This window comes from Streptomyces glomeratus, from assembly GCF_021462825.1.
Taxonomy (GTDB): Bacteria; Actinomycetota; Actinomycetes; order Streptomycetales; family Streptomycetaceae; genus Streptomyces; species Streptomyces glomeratus.
This window is the reverse complement of sequence record NZ_JAKEEB010000002.1, coordinates 197,220-222,673: the sequence shown is the minus strand read 5'-3', so window position 1 is coordinate 222,673 and position 25,454 is coordinate 197,220. Positions and strand designations below refer to the sequence as shown.

General features: G+C 71.8%; 22 protein-coding genes and 1 pseudogene. 21 read left to right on the top strand and 2 right to left on the bottom strand.

Annotation, left to right across the window (positions count from 1 at the left end):
- The first annotated feature begins 44 nt into the window (after nt 1-44).
- From LZ604_RS03050 to LZ604_RS02970, 17 genes are all read left to right on the top strand, one after another.
- Nucleotides 45-902 (top strand): SRPBCC family protein, encoded by an 858-nt coding sequence (locus tag LZ604_RS03050; RefSeq protein WP_234512319.1) that lies wholly within the window; start codon nt 45-47, stop codon nt 900-902.
- 60 nt (nt 903-962) lie between these two features.
- Nucleotides 963-1,751, top strand: a complete 789-nt coding sequence (locus tag LZ604_RS03045) for an aldose epimerase family protein (RefSeq protein ID WP_234512317.1) — start codon at nt 963-965, stop codon at nt 1,749-1,751.
- 10 nt (nt 1,752-1,761) lie between these two features.
- Entirely contained in the window at nt 1,762-2,310 is a 549-nt protein-coding gene (gene pyrE / locus LZ604_RS03040) for an orotate phosphoribosyltransferase (RefSeq protein WP_234512315.1), read from the top strand.
- Nucleotides 2,311-2,450: 140 nt separating this feature from the next.
- Nucleotides 2,451-3,482: a class II fructose-bisphosphate aldolase gene (gene fbaA / locus LZ604_RS03035; protein WP_234512312.1), complete on the top strand. Its 1,032-nt coding sequence runs from the start codon at nt 2,451-2,453 to the stop codon at nt 3,480-3,482.
- 96 nt (nt 3,483-3,578) lie between these two features.
- Entirely contained in the window at nt 3,579-5,087 is a 1,509-nt protein-coding gene (locus LZ604_RS03030) for an MFS transporter (RefSeq protein ID WP_234512310.1), read from the top strand.
- 55 nt (nt 5,088-5,142) lie between these two features.
- A complete protein-coding gene (locus tag LZ604_RS03025; protein ID WP_234512308.1) occupies nt 5,143-5,556 on the top strand; it encodes a DUF3151 domain-containing protein in 414 nt (137 codons plus the stop codon).
- Between the two features lie 338 nt (nt 5,557-5,894).
- Nucleotides 5,895-6,743, top strand: coding sequence for a tryptophan 2,3-dioxygenase family protein (locus tag LZ604_RS03020; RefSeq protein ID WP_234512306.1), 849 nt, complete (start codon nt 5,895-5,897; stop codon nt 6,741-6,743).
- Complete coding sequence (gene kynU / locus LZ604_RS03015; protein ID WP_234512304.1) at nt 6,736-7,929, top strand: kynureninase; 1,194 nt, start codon at nt 6,736-6,738, stop codon at nt 7,927-7,929. Before LZ604_RS03020 ends, kynU begins: the two co-directional genes overlap by 8 nt.
- Before the next feature lie 186 nt (nt 7,930-8,115).
- On the top strand, nt 8,116-9,060 hold the full coding sequence (locus LZ604_RS03010) for an alpha/beta hydrolase family protein (RefSeq protein WP_234512302.1): 945 nt from the start codon (nt 8,116-8,118) through the stop codon (nt 9,058-9,060).
- A gap of 147 nt (nt 9,061-9,207) precedes the next feature.
- The gene (locus LZ604_RS03005) at nt 9,208-10,176 is read left to right on the top strand and encodes an alpha/beta hydrolase (protein ID WP_234512300.1); all 969 of its coding nucleotides are present in this window, start codon (nt 9,208-9,210) and stop codon (nt 10,174-10,176) included.
- On the top strand, nt 10,169-11,380 hold the full coding sequence (locus LZ604_RS03000; protein WP_234512298.1) for an acyltransferase family protein: 1,212 nt from the start codon (nt 10,169-10,171) through the stop codon (nt 11,378-11,380). Before LZ604_RS03005 ends, LZ604_RS03000 begins: the two co-directional genes overlap by 8 nt.
- A complete protein-coding gene (locus tag LZ604_RS02995) occupies nt 11,380-12,714 on the top strand; it encodes a sensor histidine kinase (RefSeq protein WP_234512627.1) in 1,335 nt (444 codons plus the stop codon). Before LZ604_RS03000 ends, LZ604_RS02995 begins: the two co-directional genes overlap by 1 nt.
- Nucleotides 12,711-13,385: a response regulator gene (locus LZ604_RS02990; RefSeq protein ID WP_234512296.1), complete on the top strand. Its 675-nt coding sequence runs from the start codon at nt 12,711-12,713 to the stop codon at nt 13,383-13,385. Before LZ604_RS02995 ends, LZ604_RS02990 begins: the two co-directional genes overlap by 4 nt.
- Before the next feature lie 124 nt (nt 13,386-13,509).
- Nucleotides 13,510-14,856, top strand: coding sequence for a sensor histidine kinase (locus LZ604_RS02985; RefSeq protein WP_234512294.1), 1,347 nt, complete (start codon nt 13,510-13,512; stop codon nt 14,854-14,856).
- Nucleotides 14,853-15,527, top strand: a complete 675-nt coding sequence (locus LZ604_RS02980) for a response regulator (protein WP_308283555.1) — start codon at nt 14,853-14,855, stop codon at nt 15,525-15,527. The genes LZ604_RS02985 and LZ604_RS02980 overlap by 4 nt, the downstream gene beginning before the upstream one ends.
- Nucleotides 15,528-15,595: 68 nt before the next feature.
- Complete coding sequence (locus LZ604_RS02975) at nt 15,596-16,816, top strand: cytochrome P450 (RefSeq protein ID WP_234512292.1); 1,221 nt, start codon at nt 15,596-15,598, stop codon at nt 16,814-16,816.
- Between the two features lie 163 nt (nt 16,817-16,979).
- Nucleotides 16,980-17,477, top strand: coding sequence for a GbsR/MarR family transcriptional regulator (locus LZ604_RS02970; protein ID WP_234512289.1), 498 nt, complete (start codon nt 16,980-16,982; stop codon nt 17,475-17,477).
- 66 nt (nt 17,478-17,543) lie between these two features.
- Here LZ604_RS02970 and LZ604_RS02965 read toward each other — a convergent pair whose 3' ends face one another.
- A complete protein-coding gene (locus LZ604_RS02965) occupies nt 17,544-19,055 on the bottom strand; it encodes an APC family permease (protein WP_234512286.1) in 1,512 nt (503 codons plus the stop codon).
- Between the two features lie 165 nt (nt 19,056-19,220).
- Between LZ604_RS02965 and LZ604_RS02960 the strand changes: the two are divergent.
- A pseudogene (locus LZ604_RS02960) lies at nt 19,221-19,505 on the top strand (Uma2 family endonuclease); the annotation flags it as partial.
- Here LZ604_RS02960 and LZ604_RS02955 read toward each other — a convergent pair.
- Nucleotides 19,483-20,337, bottom strand: a complete 855-nt coding sequence (locus LZ604_RS02955) for a diacylglycerol kinase family protein (RefSeq protein WP_234512284.1) — start codon at nt 20,335-20,337, stop codon at nt 19,483-19,485. The pseudogene LZ604_RS02960 and the gene LZ604_RS02955 overlap by 23 nt on opposite strands.
- A gap of 194 nt (nt 20,338-20,531) precedes the next feature.
- Here LZ604_RS02955 and LZ604_RS02950 point away from each other — a divergent pair, with 194 nt between their 5' ends.
- The 3 genes from LZ604_RS02950 to LZ604_RS02940 all read left to right on the top strand — a co-directional run bounded on the left by LZ604_RS02950 (nt 20,532) and on the right by LZ604_RS02940 (nt 25,308).
- On the top strand, nt 20,532-21,815 hold the full coding sequence (locus tag LZ604_RS02950; RefSeq protein WP_234512282.1) for an adenylosuccinate synthase: 1,284 nt from the start codon (nt 20,532-20,534) through the stop codon (nt 21,813-21,815).
- Nucleotides 21,816-21,962: 147 nt separating this feature from the next.
- Nucleotides 21,963-23,780 carry a bifunctional metallophosphatase/5'-nucleotidase gene (locus tag LZ604_RS02945; protein ID WP_234512280.1) on the top strand — a complete coding sequence of 606 codons (1,818 nt, stop codon included), beginning with the start codon at nt 21,963-21,965 and terminating at the stop codon, nt 23,778-23,780.
- Between the two features lie 154 nt (nt 23,781-23,934).
- The gene (locus tag LZ604_RS02940) at nt 23,935-25,308 is read left to right on the top strand and encodes a S53 family peptidase (RefSeq protein ID WP_234512278.1); all 1,374 of its coding nucleotides are present in this window, start codon (nt 23,935-23,937) and stop codon (nt 25,306-25,308) included.
- Nucleotides 25,309-25,454: the final 146 nt, after the last annotated feature.

Genomic DNA, 25,454 nt, shown 5'->3' with positions numbered 1-25,454 from the left:
AGGTACGGGTGCGGTTCGGGCCATGCTGGGTAGGCTCGGCAGACATGGAGCATGAGGTGTTCGTTCCGGTTCCCGCCGATCGGCTCGGCCGGGCGCTGGCCGACCCCGCACGGGTGGCCCGTGCGATCCCCGGCCTGCAGCAGGACGCCGGTACAGAGCCCGTCGCCGGCCGTCTGAAGGTGCGGATCGGCGGCCACACGATCACCTACCGCGGCACCCTGCGGATCGCCGGGCGGGACGACGGCTCGTATCTGGTGGAGGGCGAGGCCGCGGAGGCCCGCGGCACCGGCGCGGTGAAGCTGTCCCTGTCCGTGCGCCTGCGCCCGGCCGAGGGCGGCACCACGGTCGCGTTCACGGGAACGGCCACGGGGGACGGGCGGATCACCGAACTCCCCTCGGACGCGGTGGCGTCGGCGGGGGCGCGGCTGCTCGGCAGGTGTGCGGAGAACCTGGGGGCGGCCGAGCCGACCGGCGGCGCCGGGGCGGAGAGTGCCGCGGAGACCCTGGCCGAGGCGGCCTCCGCGGGGCCCGGCACCGAGGTGTTCGAGGAGACGGCCGAGGAGACGGCCGACGGGCCCACCCCAGAAGCGGTGGCGGAGCCCACGGTTCCCTCGCTTTTCGACGCCGAGATCCCCCCGTCGTCCCTCGACCCTTTCGAGGACGACGAGGAGGGCTTCGCGGGCGACGACGAGCCTCCGGCCGAGGCGGCACACGCGCGGCGCACGATGATCGGCCGCAGCGCCGAGGAAGTCGACCACGCGCCCCCGCGCGGCCGCTATGCGCCCGTTCCGGCCCCGGAGACCGTGACGACCACCGCCACCCTCCGCTGGGCCGCCCCGGCGGCAGCCCTGCTCGTGGCCTCGGCCATCGTGGCGGGCCGCCTTCTGCGCCGCCGCCGCTGACCACGGCCCGGCGGCGTCCGTGGGCAACGCCCTCTTGATCGGGGAAGTAGGGTCGGCCTCGTGAGTAACGACGAGATCACGTTGGCCGCGGGAGACGCGGAGGTCGTGCTGGCGCCGGCGAACGGCGGGCGGGTGCGGAGCCTGCGCGTCGGCGGTGCGGAGCTGCTGCGGCAGGGCGAGCGGTACGGGTGTTTCCCGATGGTCCCCTGGTGCGGACGCATCCGGGACGGCATGTTCCGCGACGGCGGCACGGTCCACCGGATGCCCCTGAACGCCCCGCCGCACGCCATCCACGGCACCGCGCGGGACGGCGTCTGGCGGGTGGCCCGCGCCGAGCCGGCCGAGGCCGTCCTCACCTACGACCTGGCCGCTCCCTGGCCCTACGCCGGCCGGGTCACCCAGATCGCCTCGCTCACCGCCGACTCCCTCACGCTCACCATGTCGGTGGAGACGTACGACTCCTCGTTCCCGGCCCAGGTCGGCTGGCACCCGTGGTTCAACCGCAACATCGGCGGCGAGGACGCACGCCTCGACTTCACCCCCGCCTGGCAGGAGGAGCGCGGCGAGGACCACCTGCCCACCGGCCACCGCATCGACCCCAAGCCCGGCCCCTGGGACGACTGCTTCGGCATGCCCGGCGGCGTCGACGTCACCCTCATCTGGCCGGGGCAGCTGGAACTGCGGGTCACCAGCCGCGAGGAGTGGGCCGTGGTGTACGACGAGCAGCCGGAGGCGGTGTGCGTGGAGCCGCAGACCGGCCCGCCGAACGGCCTGAACACCCTTCCGCGCCTGGTCACGCCCATCGACCCGCTGGAGGCCACGACGACCTGGGCCTGGCGCCGCCCTTAAGCTGGCTGGCATGAGTGACGTTCGCGGTGAGCTGCTGCAGCAGATCAAGGACAAGGCCGTGGTGCACGGCAAGGTGACCCTGTCGTCGGGCAAGGAGGCCGACTACTACATCGACCTCCGCCGCATCACCCTCGACGGCGTCGCCGCCCCGCTGGTGGGTCAGGTCATGCTCGATCTGACCGCCGACCTGGACTACGAGGCGGTCGGCGGCCTGACCCTGGGCGCCGACCCGGTGGCCACCGCCATGCTGCACGCCTCCGCCTCGCGCGGACGGACGCTCGACGCGTTCGTCGTCCGCAAGGCCGGCAAGGCCCACGGCCTCCAGCGGCGTATCGAGGGCGCCGAGGTCGCGGGCCGCCGCGTCCTGGCCGTGGAGGACACCTCGACCACGGGTGGTTCGGTGCTGACCGCCGTCGAGGCGCTGCGGGAGGCCGGTGCCGAGGTCGTCGCGGTCGCCACGATCGTGGACCGGGCGACCGGCGCCGCCGAGGCGATCGCCGAAAAGGCAGGCGTGCCCTACCTGTTCGCGTACTCGAAGGACGACCTGGGTCTGGACTGAGACACGGGGTTATCCACAGGCTGGACGGGGTGAGCGAAGCATCCCGTCCCGTCTGGGAAGATGGGGCCGACGATGACGTCACTCCCTAGGTCAGGGCCGTAAGCACGTAGAACGCACCCGCACATACAAGGAGCGGACAGATGCCCATCGCAACCCCCGAGGTCTACAACGAGATGCTCGACCGGGCGAAGGAAGGCAAGTTCGCCTACCCGGCCATCAACGTGACGTCCTCCCAGACCCTGCACGCGGCCCTGCGTGGTTTCGCGGAGGCGGAGAGCGACGGCATCGTCCAGATCTCGACGGGCGGCGCCGAGTTCCTGGGCGGTCAGTACCAGAAGGACATGGTCACCGGCGCCGTGGCCCTGGCCGAGTTCGCTCACATCGTCGCCGAGAAGTACCCGGTCAACATCGCGCTGCACACCGACCACTGCCCCAAGGACAAGCTCGACGGGTATGTACGCCCGCTGCTGGCGCTCTCCGAGGAGCGGGTCAAGGCGGGCCGGAACCCGCTGTTCCAGTCGCATATGTGGGACGGTTCGGCGGAGACCCTCGCCGACAACCTGAAGATCGCGCAGGAGCTGCTCGAGCGCGCCCGCGCCGCGAAGATCGTCCTCGAGGTGGAGATCACCCCCACCGGCGGTGAGGAGGACGGCGTCTCCCACGAGATCAACGACTCCCTCTACACGACGGTCGACGACGCGATCCGCACGGCCGAGGCGCTCGGCCTCGGCGAGAAGGGCCGCTACCTGCTGGCCGCGTCCTTCGGCAATGTGCACGGCGTGTACAAGCCGGGCAACGTCGTCCTGCGCCCCGAGCTGCTGAAGGACCTGAACGAGGGCGTCGCCGCCAAGTACGGCCGCCCCGCCGGCAGCAAGCCGTTCGACTTCGTCTTCCACGGCGGGTCCGGCTCCAGCGAGCAGGAGATCCTGACGGCGCTGGAGAACGGCGTGGTCAAGATGAACATCGACACCGACACGCAGTACGCCTTCACGCGTCCGGTCGCCGACCACATGTTCAAGAACTACGACGGCGTCCTGAAGGTCGACGGCGAGGTCGGCTCCAAGAAGACCTACGACCCGCGCACCTGGGGCAAGCTGGCCGAGGCGTCGATGGCCAAGCGCGTCATCGAGGCCTGCGGCCACCTCCGGTCGGGCGGCAACAGGATCAAGTAACCGGCGCTCCGCCGCTTTCCGAGGGCCCGGCACCGGCGCGGTGCCGGGCCCGTCGCCCCTCTGGCCCCAGGACTGCCGACGCGGGATGATCCGTGCATGGCTGTCACCGCGCGGCAGACCCCCGCCGTCCGGGTGGGTTCCCCGCAGGGTAAGTGGCTCCTTGTGACGACCGTGCTCGGCTCCAGCATGGCGCTGCTGGACTCCACCGTCGTCAATGTCGCCCTTCCCCGCATCGGCCGCGACCTCGACGCGAGCCTGTCCGCCCTCCAGTGGACCGTCAACGCGTACCTGGTCACGCTGGCCGGACTGATCCTCCTCGGCGGCGCCCTCGGCGACCACCTCGGCCGCCGCAAGGTCTTCGTGATCGGAGTGGTGTGGTTCGCGGCCGCCTCCCTGCTGTGCGGCCTCGCACCCAGCCCGGGCGTCCTCATCGCCGCCCGCGCCCTGCAGGGCATCGGCGGCGCCCTGCTGACCCCCGGCTCCCTCGCGCTCATCCAGGCGTCGTTCCACCCGGACGACCGGGCCCGGGCGGTCGGCCTGTGGTCCGGCTTCGGCGGCATCGGCGCCGCCGTCGGCCCGTTCCTCGGCGGCTGGCTGGTGGACGGTCCGGGCTGGCGCTGGGTCTTCCTCCTCAACGTCCCGCTGGCGCTGCTCTGCGCGCCCATCGCCCTGCGGCACGTCCCCGAGTCCGCCGGCGGAGGGGGGCACCGCCGCTTCGACGTCCTCGGTGCCGTGCTCGGGGCCCTGGCCCTCGCCCTGGTGACATACGCCCTCATCGAGGCCACCTCCGGCTCCCCGGCCGTACCCGTCACGGCGGTCGCGGGCGTGGGCGCGGGGATCGCCTTCGTCTACGTCGAAAAGCACCGCCCCGACCCGATGATGCCGCTCGACATCTTCGCCTCCCGCCAGTTCACGGCGGTCAACCTGGTCACCCTCTGCGTGTACGCGGCCTTCGGCGGCTTCTTCTTCCTCACCGCCCTCCAGCTCCAGGTGGTGGCGGGCTACTCGCCGCTCCGGGCCGGCACGGCGCTGCTGCCCACCACCGTCCTCATGCTCCTGTTGTCGGCCCGGTCCGGGGCCCTGGCCGAGCGCATCGGGCCGCGCATCCCGCTCACCGTCGGCCCGTTGCTGTGTGCGGCGGGCATGCTGCTGATGCTGCGGGTGGGCAAGAACGCCTCGTACGTGGCCGACGTCCTGCCCGCCGTGCTGGTGATGGGAGCGGGGATAGTCGCCCTGGTCGCCCCGCTGACCGCGACCGTGCTCGCCTCGGTGGACACCGCCCGGGCGGGCCTGGCCAGCGGTATCAACAACGCGGCGGCCCGCGCGGCCGGACTGGTCGCCGTGGCCGCGCTGCCGCTGCTGACCGGGATGGGCCCGGAGGCGTACCGCTCGGCGGACGCGTTCGACGCCGCCTTCCGCCGTGCGATGCCGCTGTGCGCGGGCGTCCTGGTGGCCGGGGCGGTGCTCGCCTTCGCGACCGTGCGCCGGCCGAGGGCGGGCTGCCCGCACCCCGAATGCCGCACACACGGCAGCCTGACGGCCCCGCCCCTGGAACCGCGGCGCGAAACCGGAACCGGGACTGCCGGCCCCGATCGGACGCCGTGACGGTGTGCCGGGCACGGCCGTTGTCGATCAGGGGCGATGCCTCACACTGGGACCCATGACCCTTCACGAGAACCTCCTCGGGGGCCCGCCCCCGACCCATCTGCCCGACGACCCGGAGCCGCGCGAACTCCTCGCGAACGGCGTGGCGCCCGCGGAGGTCGCGGCCCGGCATCCGGTCTCCTCGCTGGCCTGGGCCCAGCTGGCCGACGACGCCTTCGAGCGGGACTCGGTCGTCGAGTCGTACGCCTACGCCCGTACGGGCTACCACCGTGGCCTGGACGCCCTGCGCCGCAACGGCTGGAAGGGCCACGGGCCCGTCCCCTGGGAGCACGAGCCGAACCGCGGCTTCCTGCGCGCCCTGCACGCCCTCGCCCGCGCCGCGCACGCCATCGGCGAGCAGGAGGAATACGAGCGCTGCACGCAGTTTCTGAAGGACTCCTCGCCGACCGCGGCCCAGACCCTGGGCTAGGGGTTCGGTCTGGATCGGCCCGGGTCCGCGACGCCCGGCACGGCACCTCGCCGCCTTGTCGGACCACCCGAGTACATCCGGTACACGGGCCGCCCTCCGCCTTGCGACGCACCGCGCCGGACGCCGCGGCCTGATCCGGACCGATCCAGACGAAACCCCTGGGTCCCGTCGTTCGGCGGCACGGTCCGGTGGCGAACGAGTGGTCGAGGCCCGCCTGTGACCAGGCGGCCCTTGCGAGGCCCGGGTGGCTCGCGCAGGATGCGGGGTGGGGACCGGGGCCCCCGTGCCGGCATCGGCAGGGGCGGACCGCTACCCAGAGCACATCACAGGAGACAGCGATGTCCCACCAGGCTCATCAGTCCCACCAGACTCAGGAGCCCGAGACCCCGCATCTCGACTTCCAAGGCACGACGCCGTACGAGGACTACGTCAAGGCGGACGTGCTCACCCACCTCCAGCACACCCTCTCCGACGACCCCGGAGAGATGGTCTTCCTGGTCACCACCCAGGTGATGGAACTGTGGTTCACGGTGATCGTCCACGAGTGGGAGACCGCGGCGCGCGCCCTGCGCGGCGACCGGGTGCCGGTGGCGATCGACGCACTGAAGAGGTCCGTTCGCGAGCTGCACGCGCTGAACGAGTCCTGGCGGCCCCTCGCGCACCTGACGCCCGCGCAGTTCAACTCCTACCGCTCGGCCCTCGGGGAGGGCTCCGGCTTCCAGTCGGCGATGTACCGCCGCTTGGAGTTCCTGCTCGGCGAGAAGTCCGCGTCCATGCTGGTCCCGCACCGGGGAGCGCCGCGCGCGCACGCCGAACTGGAGAAGGCGCTGCACGAGCCGAGCCTGTACGACGAGGTGCTGCGGCTCCTCGCGCGGCGCGGGCATGCGGTCCCGGACGCGGTGCTGCGCCGTGACGTCTCCCTGCGCTACGAGCCCTCGGACGAGGTGGAGGCGGTATGGGCCGCCCTGTACTCCGGCGACCCGGCGGACGAACTCGCCCGGCTGGGCGAGGTGCTGACCGATGTGGCCGAGCTCGTGTGGCGCTGGCGCAACGACCATCTGGTCGCCACCCGGCGCGCGATGGGCGCCAAGCCCGGCACGGGCGGCTCCGCCGGGGTGGCCTGGCTGGAGAAGCGCGCGCAGAAGAGCGTGTTCCCCGAGCTGTGGACGGCGCGGTCCCATGTCTGACCTGACCGAGAAGGCGAGGGAGCTGGACGCGGCCGACGACCTGGCCGCGCTGCGGACGAGGTTCGTCCTCGACGAGGCCGTGTACCTGGACGGGAACTCGCTGGGCGCGCTGCCGGCGGCCGTGCCGGGCCGGATGGAGGACGTGGTCCGCAGACAGTGGGGGGCGCTGCGGATCCGCTCCTGGGACGAGAGCGGCTGGTGGAGCGCACCGGAACGGATCGGCGACCGGATCGCCCCGCTGGTCGGAGCGGCGCCCGGGCAGATCGTGGTGGGCGACTCCACCAGCGTCAACGTCTTCAAGGCGCTGGTGGCGGCCGTGCGCATGGCCGCCCGGGACGGGGACGGCCGGGACGAGATCCTGGTCGACGCGACGACGTTCCCGACGGACGGCTATATCGCCGCATCGGCCGCGCGGATGACCGGGTGCACCCTGCGCCCGGTGGCCCCGGCCGAGGTACCGGGCGCCCTGTCCGGCCGTACGGCGGCGGTGCTGCTGAACCACGTCGACTACCGCACGGGACGGCTGCACGACCTGCCCGGCCTGACGGCGGCGGTGCACGCGGTGGGCGCGGTGGCGGTGTGGGACCTGTGCCACAGCGCGGGCGCGCTGCCCGTCGGCCTGGACGCGCACGGCGTCGACCTGGCGGTCGGCTGCACCTACAAGTACCTGAACGGCGGCCCGGGCGCACCCGCGTACCTGTATGTGCGGCGGGAGGTGCAGGACCGCTTCGACTCCCCGCTGCCGGGCTGGAACTCGCATGCGGAGCCGTTCGGCATGCGAAGCGAGTACGAACCGGCACAGGGTGCGCCGCGCGGCCGCGTCGGCACCCCGGACATCCTGTCCATGCTGGCCCTGGAGGCGGCGCTGGAGGTGTGGGACGGCGTGTCGATCGACGCGGTGCGCGCCAAGTCCCTCGCGCTCACGGACTTCTTCCTGGAGTGTGTGGCGGCGTATGTCCCCGAGGGCCGGGTGGAGTCGCTGACTCCGGCGGCCCACGCGGAGCGTGGCAGCCAGGTCGCACTGCGATGCGAGGGGGCCGGCGACGTCATGAAGCGGCTGATCGAGAGCGGTGTGGTCGGCGACTTCCGTCCGCCGGACGTCCTGCGCTTCGGGTTCACCCCGCTGTATGTGGGCTTCGCGGACGCGGAGCGGGCGGCTCGGGTGCTGGCGGAGGTGGTGTCCTGAGCCCCGGGTGACCACGGCGGCACGTCCGGGGCCATCCGGCGGCCCCGGACGGCGATCCCCCCGTCCTCACCGAGCGTCACCACCCGGTGCCGACGCATGTCACCCGCCTGATACCGTCCCCGCCAACGGCCGATCATCTTCCGGTCACCGCGCACGCATCCCGTTTCGCCGCTGAGAGGTTCGAGCATGCCGGACGACGCCCCCCGCGATCCCGCAGAGCCGGACGACGCGTCCGCCGCGGAGGAGGCGTCCGCCTTCTCGCACCCGCCGGTGGAGCCCGACGGGACAGCCGCCTACGGCGACCATCCCGACCAGGTGATCGACTTCTATGCTCCCCGGCAGGCGGATCCGGCCGGCCAGGCGGCGGGCGCCGGGGGCGCCGCCCCCCTGGTCGTCGTCCTGCACGGTGGCGCATGGCGGGCGCCGTACGACCGCCGGCACATCACCCCGTTCGCGGATTTCCTGGCCCGCCGTGGCTTCGCCGTGGCCAACGTGGAGTACCGCAGGGGCGCGCTCATCCCGTCCCAGGCCAGCGGCACCGAGGGCCGGGGTGGCGGTACGGAGCCGGTGGCGGGCCGCTGGCCGGACACCTTCGACGACGTCGCGGCCGCGCTCGACGCGCTTCCGGCGCTCGTACGCGAGGCGCTGCCGCAGGCCGACCAGCGCCGCACCGTGATCACCGGGCACTCCGCGGGCGGCCACCTCGCGCTGTGGGCGGCGGCCCGCCATGTGCTGCCGCGGGACGCCCCCTGGCGCACGGACCGCCCGGCTCCGCTGCGCGGCGTCGTCGCACTCGCCCCGATCGCGGACTTCCACATCGCCGAGAAGCTTGGGGTGTGCGGCGGAGCCGCGGCCCAACTCCTCGGCGGGACCGGCTCGTTCGCCGAGCGCCGGCCGTACGCGGACCCCGCTCTCCTGCTGCCCACCGGCATCGCCACGACCCTCGTCCAGGGCCGCAGGGACGACGTGGTCCCGCAGGCGGTCGCCGAGTCGTACGCGGAGGCGGCGGCGAGGGCGGGCGAGGTCGTGGGCCTCACGCTGCTCGAGGACGTCGGCCACTTCCCGCTGATCGACCCCGCGGCGGACGCGTGCGCGGTGGTGGCGGAGGAGATCGCACAGCTGGCGTGGTAGCCGCCGGGCTCCGTCCCGTCATACCCGTCATACCTGGGAGCCAGTTCCGGGATGGGCTCTCCGGCGTGACGCCGACGACGTGTCACGCTCCGTAACTTCCCTTGCGTGACGGCCTGATGAGCGGGCCGGCGGAAGGGGAGGGACGTCATGGGTGTCCGGGGCAGTGGCAGGAGCCGGTACGGGGGTCGTCTCCGGCGCGCCGTGTTCGCCGTGCTGATCACGGGGGCCCTTGTGGTGCCCCTGTCGGCCGCCGCGCGCCCCCGGATCCCGGCCCCGCCGCCGGCGAAGCTCCCCCCGCTGTCGGCGGTCACGCTCGCCGGGACGTACGAGGCGAACCGCGCCGACGCCGCCGAGGCCTTCCGCATGGCCGCGGCGCACGGCGACCGCGGACGCGCCACGGCGGACCGCGCCCTGGCCTCCCCGTCCCATCACCTGCTGGCCTTCGACGGCCGGGGTCCGGGCCGCGTGACCGAGGTCTTCGGCGACCTGGCCACGGCGCGGCACATCGCGGTCCTGGTCCCCGGTTCCGACACGACACTGGACACCTACGCCCGCTTCCGCGCGGGCGCGCTCGCCCTGCACCGCCGCACGGGTCCGCGCGCCGCGGTCGTCGCCTGGCTCGGCTACGACACGCCGCGGATGCTCGGCACGGCCGCGCTCACCGCGAGCCGTGCCGAGCAGGGCGCGCGCGGGCTGGAGCGGTTCGTGGCCGAACTCCGGGCGGCGGTGGGCCCGTTGCCGGGCGTCTCCCTCCTCTGCCACTCCTACGGCACCGTGGTCTGCGCCCGGGCGGCCGCCGCCGCGGACGTCCAGGACATCGCCCTCGTCGGCAGTCCCGGCACGGGCGTGGACTGCGCCGCCGACCTGCACACCCGTGCCCGCGTCTGGGCGGCCCGGGGCGGTGACGACTGGATCGCGGACGTTCCCCATGTGCGCGTGGACGTGTTCGGCACGGACGTCGGCTTCGGTACCGACCCGGTCTCCCCGGCCTACGGCGCACGTGTCTTCGCCGCGGGCGGCGGCGGCCACAGCGGCTACTTCGCGCCGGGCTCGGTCTCCCTGGCCAACCTGGCCCGGATCGTGCTCGGCCGGATGCCGGAGGTGACCCATGCGTGACCGGACGGCGTGGAAGGCGCCGACCCCGAGCCGTCTGCGCACCGCCGCACACCGGGTCGCCGCCGCCACGCAGGCGGAGCGGGACCGTGCGGTCGACGCGCTGCGGGCCTTCGCGATCCTCGGTGTCGTCCTGGGCCACTGGCTCGTGACGGCCCTGGTCGCTGACGGCGGTGCCCTGCGCACCGCGAGCCCGCTGCGCTTCATGCCCTGGCTCGCCCCGGTCTCCTGGGTCTTCCAGACGCTCGCGGTGTTCTTCCTGGTGGGCGGTCATGTGGCGACGAAGGGCCTGGCGTCGGCACGCGCGCGGGGCGCCCCGTACGGGCAGTGGCTGCGCGCCCGGCTGGACCGGCTGTTCAGGCCCGTCGCGGCCCTGGTGACGCTGTGGACGGTCGCGGCCTGCTCCCTGCTCGCGGCCGGCGCCGACACCGGCACCGTCCACACCCTGGTGAAGCTGGCGCTGTCACCGCTGTGGTTTCTGCTGGTCTTCGCGGCCCTGACCGCGGCGACCCCGTTGCTGAGCCGCCTCAACCCGCTGTGGCCGCTGGCCGTCGTCCTCCATGTGGACCTCATACGCTTCGGACTCGGCGGCCCCGCCTGGCTCGGCTGGCTGAACCTGCCGGCGGGCTGGCTCGTGCCGTACACGCTGGGCGCGGCCTGGACGCGGGGTGAGCTGGACGGCCGCCGCGCGGGCCGGGTGCTGCTGGCGGGCGGTGCCGCCGCGACGGCGGGTCTGGTGGCGTGGGCGGGATACCCGGCGTCGATGGTCGGCGTCCCGGGCGCCCCGGTCTCCAACCTCGACCCGCCGACCCTGGCCGCGGTCACCTTCGGCCTGGCCCAGTGCGGACTGGCGCTGCTGCTGCGGGCACCGCTGCGCCGCGCGCTGCGCCGCCCGTCGGTCTGGGCGGCGGTCGCCCTCGTGAACCTCGCCGCGCTGACGATCTTCCTGTGGCACCAGACGGCCCTGATGGCGACCACCGCGACGGGCCTCTTCGCGGGCCGGCTGCCGGGGCTGCACACCCTCCCCGACGACCTGGGCTGGGCGGCCGCCCGCCTGGCCTGGCTCCCGGTCTTCGCTCTCGCCCTGACCGTCTGCGCGGCGGCCTTCCGCGTCCTCGAGCAGGGCCGCGACCGGCGCCCTCCCCGGCTGGTCCGCTCCCACCGCCCCGAGGCGGCTCGTACCCCGGGTCCTAGGGTGGACGCGTGATGCGAAGGGGGAACCGCGTCCAGCGGGGGCTGCGGGTGCTGCGTGACGACCTGTGGACCGCGCGGGCGGATCCGCTGCCCCCATCCGTCTGGCTGCGCTGGCTGCCGCACGGAATCGTGTGGCTGGCCGCGTTCGGCGTCCTGGTCGGTGCTGTGCCCCAGCTCCAGGACAACGGCCATCTGGCCTTCGGATACGCCTTCCTCTTCGGGCTCGGCCAGAGCGGAGCGGTGGTGCTGGCCCTGTGGCGGCCGATCCCGGCGTGGTGGCTGTCGACGGCGGCGACCGTGCTCGGGGCGGTCGCGCTGCACGGCCCGTTGGTCGCGGGACAGGCGGACGACTTCACCTGGCCGTGGACCTCGGCCGGGATCGTCGCCCATCTGTTCGTACTGCTGCTGCTCGCGCTGAGGGTCCGCACCCGCGTCACCGCGGAGGCGCTGGTGCTGACCCTGCTGGTCACCTACGTCCTGCAGGGCCTGTGGGGCGCGGCGAACTACCAGTCCACCGGCGTGGTCACGATGGTCCTTTCCACCGTCGTGGTGGTGCTGGGCACCGCCCTGCGCGGCCGCCGTGAGGCCCGCGCGGAGCTGGCGCAGCAGACGACGCTCACCGCGGAGGAGCGGGCCCGCCGCACCCTGCTGGAGGAGCGCAGCCGCATCGCCCGCGAACTGCACGACGTGGTCGCCCACCACATGTCGGTCATCTCCATCCAGGCCCAGGTCGCCCCGCATCTCGTCGCGGACCCCTCCGACGAGCTGAAGGAAAACCTGGACGGCATCCGCGAGAACGCCCTGGAGGCCCTGACCGAGCTGCGCCGCGTCCTCGGCGTCCTGCGTTCGGAGAACCCCGCCGACCCGTACGGCATAGGCAGCGGCACCGGCACGGCCCCCGACTCCCCGCAACCCACCCTCGACCGGCTCGCCTCCCTGGTGGAGAACACCCGGGCCGCGGGACTCGACGTGCTGACGGAGATCACCGGGGACGTGCGTCCGCTGCCGCCCGGCGTGGAGCTGTCCGCGTACCGGATCGTCCAGGAGGCCCTCAGCAACGCCCTGCGGCACGCCCCCGGCGCCACCGTCCGCGTCGAACTGGCCTACTTCCCGCAGGGCCTGCAGGTCCGCGTCATCAACTCCCGGCCCACCCGGCCGGCCCCGCCGTCTCCCGGGGCGGGCCACGGACTGCTCGGCATGCGGGAACGAGCCGTGATGCTCGGCGGCACCCTCGTCACGTCGGAGACCTCGAGCGGCGGGTTCGCCGTGGCGTGCTTTCTGCCCAGCCCCAAGGATCCCCGGCCGGACGGCGAATCCCCCGGCCCGACAGGAGAAGAGGACCGATGACGAGCAGCGCCATCCGCGTACTGATCGCCGACGACCAGACGGTGGTGCGGCAGGGCTTCACCGTGCTGCTCAACGCTCAGCCCGACATCGAGGTCGTCGGGCAGGCCGTCCACGGCAGGGACGCCATCGTGAAGGCCGCCGAACTCGACCCGGACGTCGTCCTGATGGACATCCGCATGCCGGAGCTGGGCGGCATCGAGGCGACCCGCAGCATCACCGGGGACACCCCTCATCCCAAGGTGCTGGTGCTCACCACCTTCGACCTCGACGAGTATGTGTACGACGCACTGCGGGCGGGGGCCTCCGGCTTCCTGCTGAAGGACGCCTCCGCCGACCAACTCGCCGAGGCGGTACGCGTGGTGGCCGCAGGCGACGCGCTGCTCGCGCCGGGGATCACCCGGCGTCTGATCGCGGAGTTCTCCCGCCTCGACGGCGCGCCCCGGGCGCCGCTGAAGGACCGGGTCGGCGATCTCACCGAGCGGGAGACGGAGGTCCTCGCCCTCATCGCCCAGGGCCTGTCGAACGCGGAGATCGCCGAACGCCTCGTCGTGGCGGGGCAGACCGTGAAGACCCATGTGGGCCGCATCCTGGTGAAGCTGGGGCTGCGGGACCGGACCCAGGCGGCGGTGTTCGCCTACGAGTCGGGGCTGGTCCGGCCGTCGGGCTACTGATGCGGCCGCTCGGACGGGAGCGGGGCCCGATCCGCGGATCGGGCCCGTAGTACTTGAGACGGATCCCCGATGACCCCTCTCACTGGTGACGACCGCGCCCCGCTTCCGGGCCTACCTTCTTCACGTGACCGAGACGACCCAGACGCAGACGACGCCGGACGACGCGTTCCGCCCCTACACGCCGCGCAGCCCCGAGTACCGGGCGGCCGTGGAGGCCCTGCGCGGGCTGCGCCAGGACCTGTTCCACGACGCGTTCGCCTACCGCCCGCTGCCCCCGAAGAGGGTCGACGGGCCGCTGCGCGGGCGGCTGTCCGGCCGTATGCGGGGATACGCGGCCTGGAGCCGGCACACCGTGGTGGCGGGTGCCGGAGCGGTGGCGATGCTGGCTGCCCTGGCAGGCGGCGAAGGGGGCGTGACCGGGCCGCTGTGCGGTCTGCTCGCCCTGGTCCCCGTGCTGCTGACGCTGGTCCGCCCGGTCGGGGCGTTCTGGGTGTCCCTGGCGGCGACCACCGCCTCGGCCGTCGTGGGCTCCTACTGGAGCGCCTGGCCCTGGGCGCCCGGCAGCTTCGTCTCCCATCTGACCGTGCTGACGGTGGTGGCGATACGCACCCGGCCGCGCACGGCGGCATGGATGTGGCTGCTCACCGCGGCCTACGCCTTCGTCGCCCAGAGCGCGTTCGGCTGGAACGACTACGGCGGCGACACCCCGGCCATGCTGGTCGTCTCCGCCTTCGCCCTGCTGGCCGTCACCGTCTGGCACATCCGCAGGGACGCCGCGCAGGAGGTGACCGCACAGCAGACCGAGACCGCGCACGAGCGCTCCCGCCGCACCCTGCTGGAGGAGCGCACGACGATCGCCCGCGAGCTGCACGACGTGGTCGCCCACCATATGTCGGTGGTCGCCATCCAGGCGGAGGCCGCGCCCTACCGGGTCGAGAACCCGCCGCCGGAGCTGGAGAAGGCCTTCGCCACCATCCGGGAGAACGCGGTGGCGGCCCTCACCGAGCTGCGCCGTGTGCTGGGCGTCGTACGGGCGGAGGACTACGAGGCCCCGGACGCCCCGCAACCCACCCTGGCCGATCTGGACGCCCTGCTGGCGAACGTGCGGGAGGCCGGCCTGACCGTGGAGAAGGTGATCACGGGCGCGGTGCGGGAGCTCCCGCAGGGCGTCGAGCTGTCGGCGTACCGCATCGTCCAGGAGGCCCTCAGCAACTCCCTGCGGCACGCGCCCGGCGCCGCGGCCCGCGTGGAGCTCGGCTATGTGCTCGGCGGGCTGGGCCTGCGCGTGGTGAACGGCCCGGCGGCGCACTTCCCGCCGAAGAAGTCGGCGCACGGCGCCGGGCACGGCATCACGGGCATGCGCGAGCGGGTCACGATGCTGAACGGCGAGATGACGGCGGGGGAGACGGCCGAGGGAGGGTATGAGGTGACGGTGTTCCTGCCGGTGACCACGGCGGAGGGCGCCGCGTGAGCGGAGGCACCATCCGCGTACTGATCGCCGACGACCAGATGATGGTCCGGGAGGGTTTCTCGGTATTGCTCGGGGCGATGCCGGACATCGAGGTCGTCGGGGAGGCGGTCAACGGCCGGGAGGCGGTCGAGCGGGTCCGTGAACTGTCCCCGGACGTCGTGCTGATGGACATCCGCATGCCGGAGCTGAACGGCATCGAGGCGACCCGGCAGATCGTCGCCGCGGACGGCTCGGCGAAGGTGCTGGTGCTGACGACGTTCGACCTGGACGAGTACGTGTACCAGGCACTGCGGGCGGGAGCCTCCGGCTTTCTGCTGAAGGACGCCTCGGCGCGCCAACTCGCCGACGGTGTGCGGGTGGTGGCCTCCGGTGAGGCTCTGCTGGCGCCCTCGGTGACCAAGCGGCTGATCGCGGAGTTCTCGAAGCTGTCCGAGAAACCGCGCCTGGCCCCCACCGCGCAGGCGGCGTACGGGGACCTGACCGACCGGGAGACGGAGGTGCTGGTGCTGATCGCGCAGGGCCTGTCGAACGCGGAGATCGCCGAGCGCCTGGTGGTCGCGGAGTCGACGGTCAAGACCCATGTGAGCCGCATCCTCGTGAAGCTGGGCCTGCGGGACCGCACCCAGGCGGCGGTGTTCGCCTACGAGGCGAGACTGGTGACCCCGGGGTGACCCCGCCGGGGGCCGCGGCGGTGGGACACCTCTGGTCAGGCGGGGGCGGACCGGGCTAGCGTCCGGGCATGGCCGCTCCATCCGACCTCGCGTTCGACCCGTGGGACCCGGCGTTCGTCGCCGACCCGTATCCCGCCTACGCCGAGCTGCGCGCGCTCGGCCGTGTGCTCCACTACGAGCCCACCGACCAATGGCTGGTGCCGCACCACGCGGACGTGTCGGCGCTGCTGCGCGATCGGCGCCTGGGCCGGACGTACCAGCACAGGTTCACCCATGAGGACTTCGGCCGGACGGCGCCGCCGCCCGAGCACGAGCCGTTCCACACGCTCAACGACCACGGCATGCTCGACCTGGAGCCGCCGGACCACACCCGCATCCGGCGGCTGGTGTCGAAGGCGTTCACCCCGCGGACGGTGGAGCAGCTGGTGCCGTATGTGCGCGAGCTGGCCGGTGAGCTGGTGTCCCGGCTGGTGGAGGCGGGCGGCGGCGACCTGCTGAGGGATGTCGCCGAGCCGCTGCCGGTCGCGGTGATCGCCGAGATGCTGGGCATCCCGGAGGGGGACCGCGCGCAGCTGCGGCCCTGGTCGGCGGACATCTGCGGAATGTACGAGCTGAACCCGTCGCCGGAGACGGCGCGCAAGGCGGTGCGGGCGTCGGTCGAGTTCTCCGCGTATCTGCGTGAGCTGATCGCGCGGCGCCGCAAGGAGCCGGGGGAGGACCTGATCTCGGGTCTGATCGCGGCGCACGACGAGGGGGACCGGCTCACCGAACAGGAGATGATCTCGACCTGTGTGCTGCTGCTGAACGCGGGGCACGAGGCGACGGTGAACGCGACGGTGAACGGCTGGTGGGCGCTGTTCCGCCACCCGGACCAGCTGGCGGCCCTGCGCGCCGACCACTCCCTCGTCCCGTCGGCGGTCGAGGAGCTGATGCGCTACGACACCCCGCTCCAGCTCTTCGAGCGCTGGGTGCTGGACGATATCGAGATCGACGGCACGACCGTCCCGCGGGGCGCGGAGATCGCGATGCTGTTCGGTTCGGCCAACCACGACCCTGTGGTCTTCGCCGCTCCCGAGAAGCTCGATCTGACCCGCCGGGAGAACCCGCACATCTCCTTCAGCGCCGGCATCCACTACTGCATCGGCGCGCCCCTCGCCCGTCTCGAGCTGGCGGCGTCCATGACGGCCCTGCTGCAGAAGGCGCCCACGCTGCGGCTCGCCGCGGAGCCGCGGCGCAAGCCGAACTTCGTGATCCGCGGCCTGGAGGGGCTGAGCGTGGAGATCGGCTGATCATCCGTTCGGCTGATCGCGCGGGAATCGGGGTCGATGGCCACCGGCGGCGCGACGAGCTGGTGCCTGCCTGCGAAGGGAGGCACCATGACGGTTGTGGCAGAGCACGCGTCGTCTCAGATGCCGGTGGACTTGTTCGAGCGCATCGCCGAATTCATCGCCCGTGAGGACGAACAAGCCGGTCGAACGGGATCCCGAGGCGGTCTCCCGGTTCGTGGAGCACTTCGCGGCCCAGCTCGTCGAGGCGGGTGTGCCGCGTATGCCGACCCGGGTCTTCGGTGCGCTGCTCGCCTCCGACACCGGCACCCTCACCTCGGCAGAACTGGGTGAACAGCTGCGGATCAGCCCCGCCGCGGTGTCCGGGGCGGGGCGCTACCTGGCGCAGGTGCACCTGGTGTCGCGGGAGCGGGAGCCGGGCTCGCGCCGGGAGCGGTACCGGGTGCACAGCAACCAGTGGTACGAGGCGCTCACCAACCGCGAGGCGATCGTCAAGCGCTGGGAGGAGGCCCTGCGGGAGGGCGTCACGAGCCTGGGCGCCGACACCCCGGCGGGCATGCGGCTCGCGGAGACCCTCGCCTTCTTCGAGTTCGTCGAGGGGGAGATGGAGGCGATGATGGAGCGCTGGCGCGTGCACCGGGACAGGACGTTCGGCCGGGGCTGACGAACGGCACCTCGCCGACGGCACCGCAACCGCCTGTCACCGTACGGCTCCTCGGCCGCCTGTCGTTCAGCGCTCCCTGGTCTCCTCCAGGACCGTCCGGCCCAGCAGCGCGTACCGCTCGGGCGAGACCCGCTTCAGGTACCGCGCGAACCCGACGCCCGCCGCGGCGATCAGCGCCACCAGCCACGGGGTCGCCTTCAGGACGAGGGAGCCGGACTCGGGACCGGCCGCGACCCCCATGTTGGACACCAGCAGCACCACCACCGCGAGCATCGCGACGCCGCCGATGAGCGGCGCGGCGAAGGTCCTGAACCAGTGCCGGGTCTCGGGGTGGTGGGAGCGGAAGTAGACGAGCACCGCGAAGGAGCACACGGCCTGCACGACGAGGATCGCCATCGTGCCGAGGATGGCGAGCAGGACGTAGGTGCCGGTGTACGGGTCCTTGCCCGCGAGCCAGAACGCCCCGAGCAGCACCGCGCTGACCACCGTCTGCGCCAGTCCCGCGATGTGCGGCGAGCCGTGCTCGGGGTGCGTGCGTCCGACGGTCCGCCGCAGCGACGGCAGCACGCCCTCACGCCCCAGTGCGTACATATAGCGCGCGGCGCAGTTGTGGAAGGCCATTCCGCACGCCAGGGAACCCGTGATCATCAGCCACTGCATGACGACGACCGCCCAGTGGCCGACGTAGTGCTCGGTGGGGTCGAAGAAGAGGGCGAGCGGGTTCGCCGACGAGGCCGCTTTCACGGCCTCCGCCTCGCCGTTGCCCGTGATCGCCATCCAGGAGACGAGGACGTAGAAGACGCCGACGCCGAGGACCGATATCAGGGTCGCCTTGGGGATGATTCTCTTCGGGTCGCGGGACTCCTCGCCGTACATGGCCGTCGACTCGAAGCCGACCCAGGACCAGAAGGCGAAGAAGAGGCCGAGTCCCGCGCTGGTGCCCTTGAAGGCGTTGACGGGGTTGACCGGGTCGAGGCTGAAGCCGTGCGGGCCCCCGCCGTGCAGGGCGACCGACACCGCCATCGCCGCGAGCACGGTGACCTCGGTGGCCAGCAGGGCGACGAGCAGCTTCTCGGCGACGTCGACGCCGAACCACGTGCCCGTGGCGTTGATCGCGAGCATCAGCACCGCGAAGGCCCACCACGGAACGTCAACTCCCGTCTGGTCCTTGAGCGTCGTGGTGGCGAAGGTGGAGAAGATGCCGATCAGGGCAGGTTCGAACACGATGTACGCGAAGGTCGCGAGCAGTCCCGCCGCGAGGCCGACGGTGCGGCCGAGGCCGTAGGAGATGAAGCCGTAGAAGGCGCCGGTCGAGGTGATGTGCTTCGCCATCGAGGTGAAGCCCACGGAAAAGATTGCCAGGACGACCATTGCCACGAGATAGCTCGCGGGAGCGCCGATGCCGTTGCCCGACGAGACCATGAAGGGCACGTTGCCCGTCATGGCGGTGATCGGCGCGGCCGTGGCGACGGCCATGAAGACCACGCCGAGCAGCCCCACGGCGTTGGGTTTCAGCCGGTGAAACGGTCCGTCGCCGTCTGTCCTCGCGTCCGGGGCGGTGCCCTCTTGTACTGCCATCGGGTGGCCCCTTCCCTGGTGCCGTGAGCGCGTCGCGCACTGCTGCCGGCGTGGAACTCTGTTGCCCGAATGAGTCGGTCCAGGGTGTCGGGGCGTTAAATGTTTGTCAACGATACCTTTGGCAGCGGCGGACGCGGCCCCAGGCACCCCATGGCCGTCGCCACCGCGCTCTCCCTGGCCGCCGAACTGACATCCTCTTCCACCCGGGATGACGACCTGACGGACAAGGTCGTGGTCTACGGGAGGGCCGGTATCCCCGTTTACCTGCTCCTCGACATGCAGGAGGAACAGGCGACCGTCTTCTGGACGCCCTCGGCCAAGGGCTACGAATCGCACTGCACGAAGCCGTTCGAAGAGAAGCCCACCATCCCGGCTCCGTTCGGGTGCATCCTCGACCCGGCCGGCTTTCATGCCCCCGAGAGCCGAGCTACGGCGAAGCCGGCACCGTGAGCCCCCAGGCCCCCTCCCGGACCGTCCACGTCCGACTCCGCACCGGCCCCGCCACCACCGCGTCCGCCCGGTAGCGGAAGTCCGCGCCGGACACCGTCACCGTCCGCCCCCGCGCCCCGAGGGGCGCAGCCTCCGCGCCCACCGACATGGGCCGCACCTCCACGACCGCCGCCCCGGAGGAGTCCGGCGTCACCGACACGCCCTCCACCGGCCGGTCCAGATCCACCAGCGTCACCCCGTCGACCTCCACCCGCAGCCGGGAGGGCCCGGGTACGGGCAGGGAGGCGAGCCGGGGCGGGCGTGCCGCCAGCGTCCGTACCAGCGACTGGCGCATGCGCAGCCACGGTCGCGCGGAGGGGACCTCCTCGCCGACGGGCGCCCCGTCGCGCTGGGACGGAACGGACGGCACGGACGGTATCCGCAGATCCCCGAGCACCACCCCGTCGCTGTCGTCCACCAGCAGGTCCAGCCGCCGCTCCACCCCGTCCAGGACGGCCCGGGCCGCCGCCACCGCCCCCGTCGGCACCCCCAGCGTCCGCGCCAGCGACTGCACGGCCCCGACCGGCACCAGGGACAGTGCCGTGGCGCTCAGTTCCCGCCGCCGGTGCAGCAGGGTCACCGCGCGCAGCAGCGCCCGGTCGTCGCCCACGACCACCGGCCGCCGAGACCCTCGGCGGACCAGTGCCCGGGCGAATTCCTCCGGGCCGTCCGGGAGGCACACCTTGGTCGCCGCACCCGCGCTGAGCACGTCTTTCGCGATCCGTACCGACTCACCGTCGCTGTGACGGGCGACCGGGTCGATGACCACGAGGAGCTGGTCGGAAGTCGCCACCTCGGTCCTGCCTCGCTTCCTCGGGTAGCATCTTTGTGCAAGAGCCCCTTGCGCTATTGCGCCAGGGGCTTCGTCTATTCCGGGGCATCCGGTCCGACGGTTGCGGCCAATGGCGGTCGCGGTGCACGCGGCGGTGAACCCTACGCGTACGCCCCTGACCTTGGACATGCCCCGCCCGGAAGGGGTGTACGCGCGTGCCCGCACTTGTGCTGCTCGGTGCTCAGTGGGGTGACGAAGGCAAGGGAAAGGCCACCGACCTGCTCGGTGGCTCGGTGGATTATGTAGTGCGCTACCAGGGCGGCAACAACGCCGGCCACACGGTGGTCGTAGGCGACCAGAAGTACGCGCTGCACCTTCTCCCTTCCGGCATTCTGTCGCCCGGATGTACGCCCGTCATCGGCAACGGCGTCGTCGTCGACCCGTCGGTCCTGCTCTCCGAGCTGAGCGGTCTGAACGAGCGTGGCGTCGACACGTCCAAGCTCCTGCTCAGCGGTAACGCGCACATCATCACGCCGTACAACGTCACCGTGGACAAGGTGACGGAGCGCTTCCTCGGCAAGCGCAAGATCGGCACGACCGGCCGGGGCATCGGCCCGACCTACGCCGACAAGATCAACCGCGTCGGCATCCGTGTCCAGGACCTGTACGACCAGTCGATCCTCACCCAGAAGGTCGAGGCGGCCCTCGACGTCAAGAACCAGATCCTCACCAAGCTGTATAACCGGCGCGCGATCGCCGTGGACCAGGTGGTCGAGGAGCTGCTGGGCTACGCCGACAAGATCAAGCCGTATGTCGCCGACACGGTCCTGATCCTCAACCAGGCGCTCGACGACGACAAGGTGGTCCTGTTCGAGGGCGGCCAGGGCACCCTGCTGGACATCGACCACGGCACGTATCCCTTCGTGACCTCGTCGAACCCGACCGCGGGCGGCGCCTGCACGGGCGCCGGCGTCGGCCCGACCAAGATCGGCCGCGTCATCGGCATCCTGAAGGCCTACACGACCCGCGTCGGCTCCGGCCCCTTCCCGACCGAGCTGTTCGACGAGGACGGCGAGGCGCTGCGCCGCATCGGCGGCGAGCGCGGTGTCACCACCGGCCGTGACCGCCGCTGCGGCTGGTTCGACGCGGTGATCGCCCGCTACGCGACCCGGGTCAACGGTCTGACGGACTTCTTCCTCACCAAGCTCGACGTGCTGACCGGCTGGGAGCGGATCCCGGTGTGCGTCGCGTACGAGATCGACGGCGAGCGCGTGGAGGAACTCCCCTACTCCCAGACGGACTTCCACCACGCCAAGCCGGTCTACGAGTACCTCCCGGGCTGGCAGGAGGACATCACGAAGGCCAAGACCTTCGCCGACCTCCCCAAGAACGCCCAGGGTTACGTCAAGGCCCTGGAGGAGATGTCGGGCGCCCCGATCTCGGCCATCGGCGTCGGCCCGGGCCGCGACGAGACGATCGAGATCAACTCGTTCCTGTAAGTCCCTTTTGATGCCGTCCGGTTGGGCCGGTCATGGACATCCTTGACCGGCCCATGGGCTGCTCCTGGTTCCGCCCGGAAGGAGGGGCCGGAACTATCTACGCGGGTAGTGCCGTCCCTGATCGCCGTCGAGTTCCAGGAGCCCCGAATGCCCGTGACCCCCATGAACCGCCGCGAGTTCATGCAGAAGTCGGCCGTCACCGGTGCGGCCGTGGCCGCGGCGGGTGCCGTCGGCACCGGTACGGCGCAGGCGGCCGACCGCAAGCCCGAACACACGCCCCGCACCTGGTCGTTCTCCATCCTGGGCACCACCGACCTGCACAGCCACGTCTTCGACTGGGACTACTACAAGGACGCCGCCTACAGGGACAAGGCCGGCAACTCCGTCGGCGTCGCGCGCGTCGCCACCCTCATCAGACAGCAGCGGGAGGCGAAGGGCGAGGGCCGCGTCCTGCTCGTCGACGCCGGCGACATCATCCAGGGCACGTCACTGGCGTACTACTACGCGCGCGTCGACCCCATCACCGGCAGCGGCGGACGACGCGGCCCCAGGCACCCCATGGCCGTCGCCATGAACCACATGCGCTACGACGCCGCCGCACTCGGCAACCACGAGTTCAACTACGGCATCGACGTGCTGCGGAAGTTCGAGAGCCAGTGTCACTTCCCGCTGCTCGGCGCCAACGCGCTGGACGCGAAGACTCTGCGGCCGGCCTTCCGGCCGTACACGGTGAAGCGGATCCGGGTGCCGGGGGCTCCCGACATCAAGGTCGGCATCCTCGGGCTCACCAACCCCGGTATCGCCCTGTGGGACAAGGACAACGTCAGCGGGAAGATGGTCTTTCCCGGGCTCGTCGAGCAGGCGAGGAAGTACGTGCCGCGACTGCGTGCCCTCGGCTGCGACGTCGTCTTCCTGACCGACCACTCCGGCCTCGACGGCTCCTCCTCCTACGGCGACGAACTGCCCTACGTCGAGAACGCCTCCAACCTCGTCGCCCAGCAGGTCCCCGGCATCGACGCCATCCTCGTCGGCCACACCCATGTCGAGGTGCCCTCCTACACCGTCAAGAACGAGCAGACCGGTGAGGACGTCCTCCTCTCCGAGCCGTACTGCTGGGGCATGCGGCTGTCCGTCTTCGACTTCGAGGTCGAACTGCACCACGGGCAGTGGAGGGTCACCGGCAAGAAGGCCCAGACCCTCGACCCCAAGGACGTCGAGGAGGACCCGGAGATCACCCGGCTCCTCAAGGCCGACCACGACCTCGTCGTGAACTACGTCAACACGCCCGTCGGCACCTGCACCCAGGACCTCTCGGCGGCCGAGTCCTGCTGGAAGGACGTCCCGATCATGGACTTCATCCACCAGGTCCAGATGGCGACCGTGGCCACCGGTCTGTCCACCGCCGACGCCGCCCTGCCGCTCATCTCGGTCGCCGCGCCCTTCAGCCGGACCGCCGACATCCCCGCGGGCAGTGTGACGATCAAGGACATCGCCGGGCTCTACATCTACGACAACACGCTGTACGGAAAGAAGCTCACGGGCGCCCAGCTCAAGGACTACCTGGAGTACGCGGCGAAGTACTACCACCAGGTCCCGGCCGGCACCAAGGTCGACACGGCGACCCTCACCAACGCCAACGGCTTCTGGGACTACATGTACGACACCGCCGCCGGCGTCGACTACGAGATCGACATCGCGCAGCCCGAGGGATCGCGGATCAAGAACCTCACCTACAAGGGCGCCGCGGTCACCGATGACCAGGTCTTCGTCGTCGCCGTCAACAACTACCGCGCCAACGGCGGCAGCGGCTATCCGCACATCGCCTCGGCCGGCAGCGCCTACAGCTCCACCAACGAGATCCGCCAGCTGATGATCGACTACGTGACGGCGAAGGGCACCCTCGACCCGGCCGACTTCGCGGTCACCAACTGGAGGCTGACGCAGGCCGGTACGCCGGTCTTCTGAGCCGGTCGGCCCCGGTCTGGCGGCGTTCTTGCCGTGAGGTGTTGTTTGGGTAAAGAGATCGACATCGACGGACCAATGCTCTTGATCTGTGCATGACTCACTCGATGGGATGCGCGGAGACCATTTCCTGACTCGAGATCAATCAGGGGGATACATGCACATAGCCCGTTCGGCGCGGGGCGTCGCGGCTTCCACGGCCGTCACCGCCGCGCTCGCCGTCGCCGCGCTGGGGAGCGCCCCACTGGCCGGCGTCACCACCGCCGCGCCCGCCGCCGTACCGCACACCAAGGCGGTTCCGGCCATCGCCGGGCACACCCTGGTCCACGGCGTGGCCAGTCCGCTCCCCATCGAGCAGTGCCAGGCCAAGTGGCACATCGCCTGTTACAACCCGCTCCAGTACCGCACCGCGTACAACCTCAACCCGCTGTACCGGAAGGGCATCACGGGCAAGGGCCGCACCATCGTCATCGTCGACTCGTTCGGCTCCCCGACCATCCAGCACGACCTCGACGTCTACAGCAAGCAGTTCGGCCTGCCCAGCACCAAGGTCAAGGTGGTCAAGTGGGGTCATGTCCCCGCCTTCGACCCCAAGAACCGCGACATGACCGGCTGGGCCGGCGAGAGCACCCTCGACGTCGAGATGGCCCACGCCGTGGCACCCGGCGCGAAGATCGTGCTGGTGGAGACGGCGGTCTCGGAGACCGAGGGCACCACCGGTCTGCCGGAGATGATGAGCGCCGAGAAGTACCTGATCGACCACGGGGTCGGCGACGTCATCACCCAGAGCTTCGGCGCCACGGAGAACACCTTCCCGGGCTTCGACAAGGGCGACTTCTCCAGCATCAAGAAGCTGCGGTACGCCTTCGAGGACGCGAAGCGCAAGCATGTGACCGTCCTCGCCTCCTCCGGTGACGGCGGCGCCACGGACCTCAAGGCGGACGGCAAGACGTACTACAAGAAGCGCGTCAACTCCTGGCCCTCCTCGGACCCGCTGGTCACCTCCATCGGCGGCACCCAGCTCCACCTGAACGACAAGGGCGGGCGCGTCAAGCCGGACAGCGTCTACAACGACTACGGCGCGGGCGGCGGCGGCCAGTCCCACGTCTTCACCCGCCCGGCCTTCCAGAAGGGCGTGAAGAGCGTCGTCGGCACCCGCCGAGGCACCCCGGACGTGTCGATGGCCGCCGCGGTCAACGGTGGCGCCTGGATCTACTCCAGCTTCGACCCGACCGCCACCGGCTGGGACGTCACCGGCGGTACCAGTGAGGCCTCCCCGCTCTTCTCGGGCATCATCGCCCTCGCCGACCAGGTGGCGGGTCACCGGGTGGGCAACATCAACGCGGCGCTGTACGCCCTGTCCAAGCGCAAGGGCACCGGCATCGTCGACGTCAAGGACGGTACCGACAACAGCTACGAAGGCGTCACCGGCTACAAGGCCGTCCGCGGCTACGACATGGCCACCGGCGTGGGCACCGTGGACGCCCTGCGCTTCGTGCCCGCCCTCGCCCGGGCGAGCCACCGCGGCTGACACGACGTCGCCGCGACAGGGCGTCTCCTGCGGGAGTTCCCCTGCGACGGCCCGGGTTACGCACCCGGGCCGTCCGCGTCTGCCCCGGTACGGGGCAGACGCGGGCACGGCTGACGAGAGACCGGGGCCCCCAGGAGGTCCGGGGG

What these genes read in the sequence shown, in the direction of transcription:
- pyrE (WP_234512315.1), top strand. Translation starts at nt 1,762, where the DNA reads ATGAGTGACGTTCGCGGTGAGCTGCTGCAGCAGATCAAGGACAAGGCC.
- LZ604_RS02965 (WP_234512286.1), bottom strand. Translation starts at nt 19,055, where the DNA reads ATGGCAGTACAAGAGGGCACCGCCCCGGACGCGAGGACAGACGGCGAC.
- LZ604_RS02990 (WP_234512296.1), top strand. Translation starts at nt 12,711, where the DNA reads ATGACGAGCAGCGCCATCCGCGTACTGATCGCCGACGACCAGACGGTG.
- LZ604_RS02945 (WP_234512280.1), top strand. Translation starts at nt 21,963, where the DNA reads ATGCCCGTGACCCCCATGAACCGCCGCGAGTTCATGCAGAAGTCGGCC.
- LZ604_RS02975 (WP_234512292.1), top strand. Translation starts at nt 15,596, where the DNA reads ATGGCCGCTCCATCCGACCTCGCGTTCGACCCGTGGGACCCGGCGTTC.
- LZ604_RS03020 (WP_234512306.1), top strand. Translation starts at nt 5,895, where the DNA reads ATGTCCCACCAGGCTCATCAGTCCCACCAGACTCAGGAGCCCGAGACC.
- LZ604_RS02995 (WP_234512627.1), top strand. Translation starts at nt 11,380, where the DNA reads ATGCGAAGGGGGAACCGCGTCCAGCGGGGGCTGCGGGTGCTGCGTGAC.
- fbaA (WP_234512312.1), top strand. Translation starts at nt 2,451, where the DNA reads ATGCCCATCGCAACCCCCGAGGTCTACAACGAGATGCTCGACCGGGCG.
- LZ604_RS03050 (WP_234512319.1), top strand. Translation starts at nt 45, where the DNA reads ATGGAGCATGAGGTGTTCGTTCCGGTTCCCGCCGATCGGCTCGGCCGG.
- LZ604_RS03010 (WP_234512302.1), top strand. Translation starts at nt 8,116, where the DNA reads ATGCCGGACGACGCCCCCCGCGATCCCGCAGAGCCGGACGACGCGTCC.
- LZ604_RS03000 (WP_234512298.1), top strand. Translation starts at nt 10,169, where the DNA reads ATGCGTGACCGGACGGCGTGGAAGGCGCCGACCCCGAGCCGTCTGCGC.
- LZ604_RS03025 (WP_234512308.1), top strand. Translation starts at nt 5,143, where the DNA reads ATGACCCTTCACGAGAACCTCCTCGGGGGCCCGCCCCCGACCCATCTG.
- LZ604_RS03005 (WP_234512300.1), top strand. Translation starts at nt 9,208, where the DNA reads ATGGGTGTCCGGGGCAGTGGCAGGAGCCGGTACGGGGGTCGTCTCCGG.
- LZ604_RS02940 (WP_234512278.1), top strand. Translation starts at nt 23,935, where the DNA reads ATGCACATAGCCCGTTCGGCGCGGGGCGTCGCGGCTTCCACGGCCGTC.
- kynU (WP_234512304.1), top strand. Translation starts at nt 6,736, where the DNA reads ATGTCTGACCTGACCGAGAAGGCGAGGGAGCTGGACGCGGCCGACGAC.
- LZ604_RS03030 (WP_234512310.1), top strand. Translation starts at nt 3,579, where the DNA reads ATGGCTGTCACCGCGCGGCAGACCCCCGCCGTCCGGGTGGGTTCCCCG.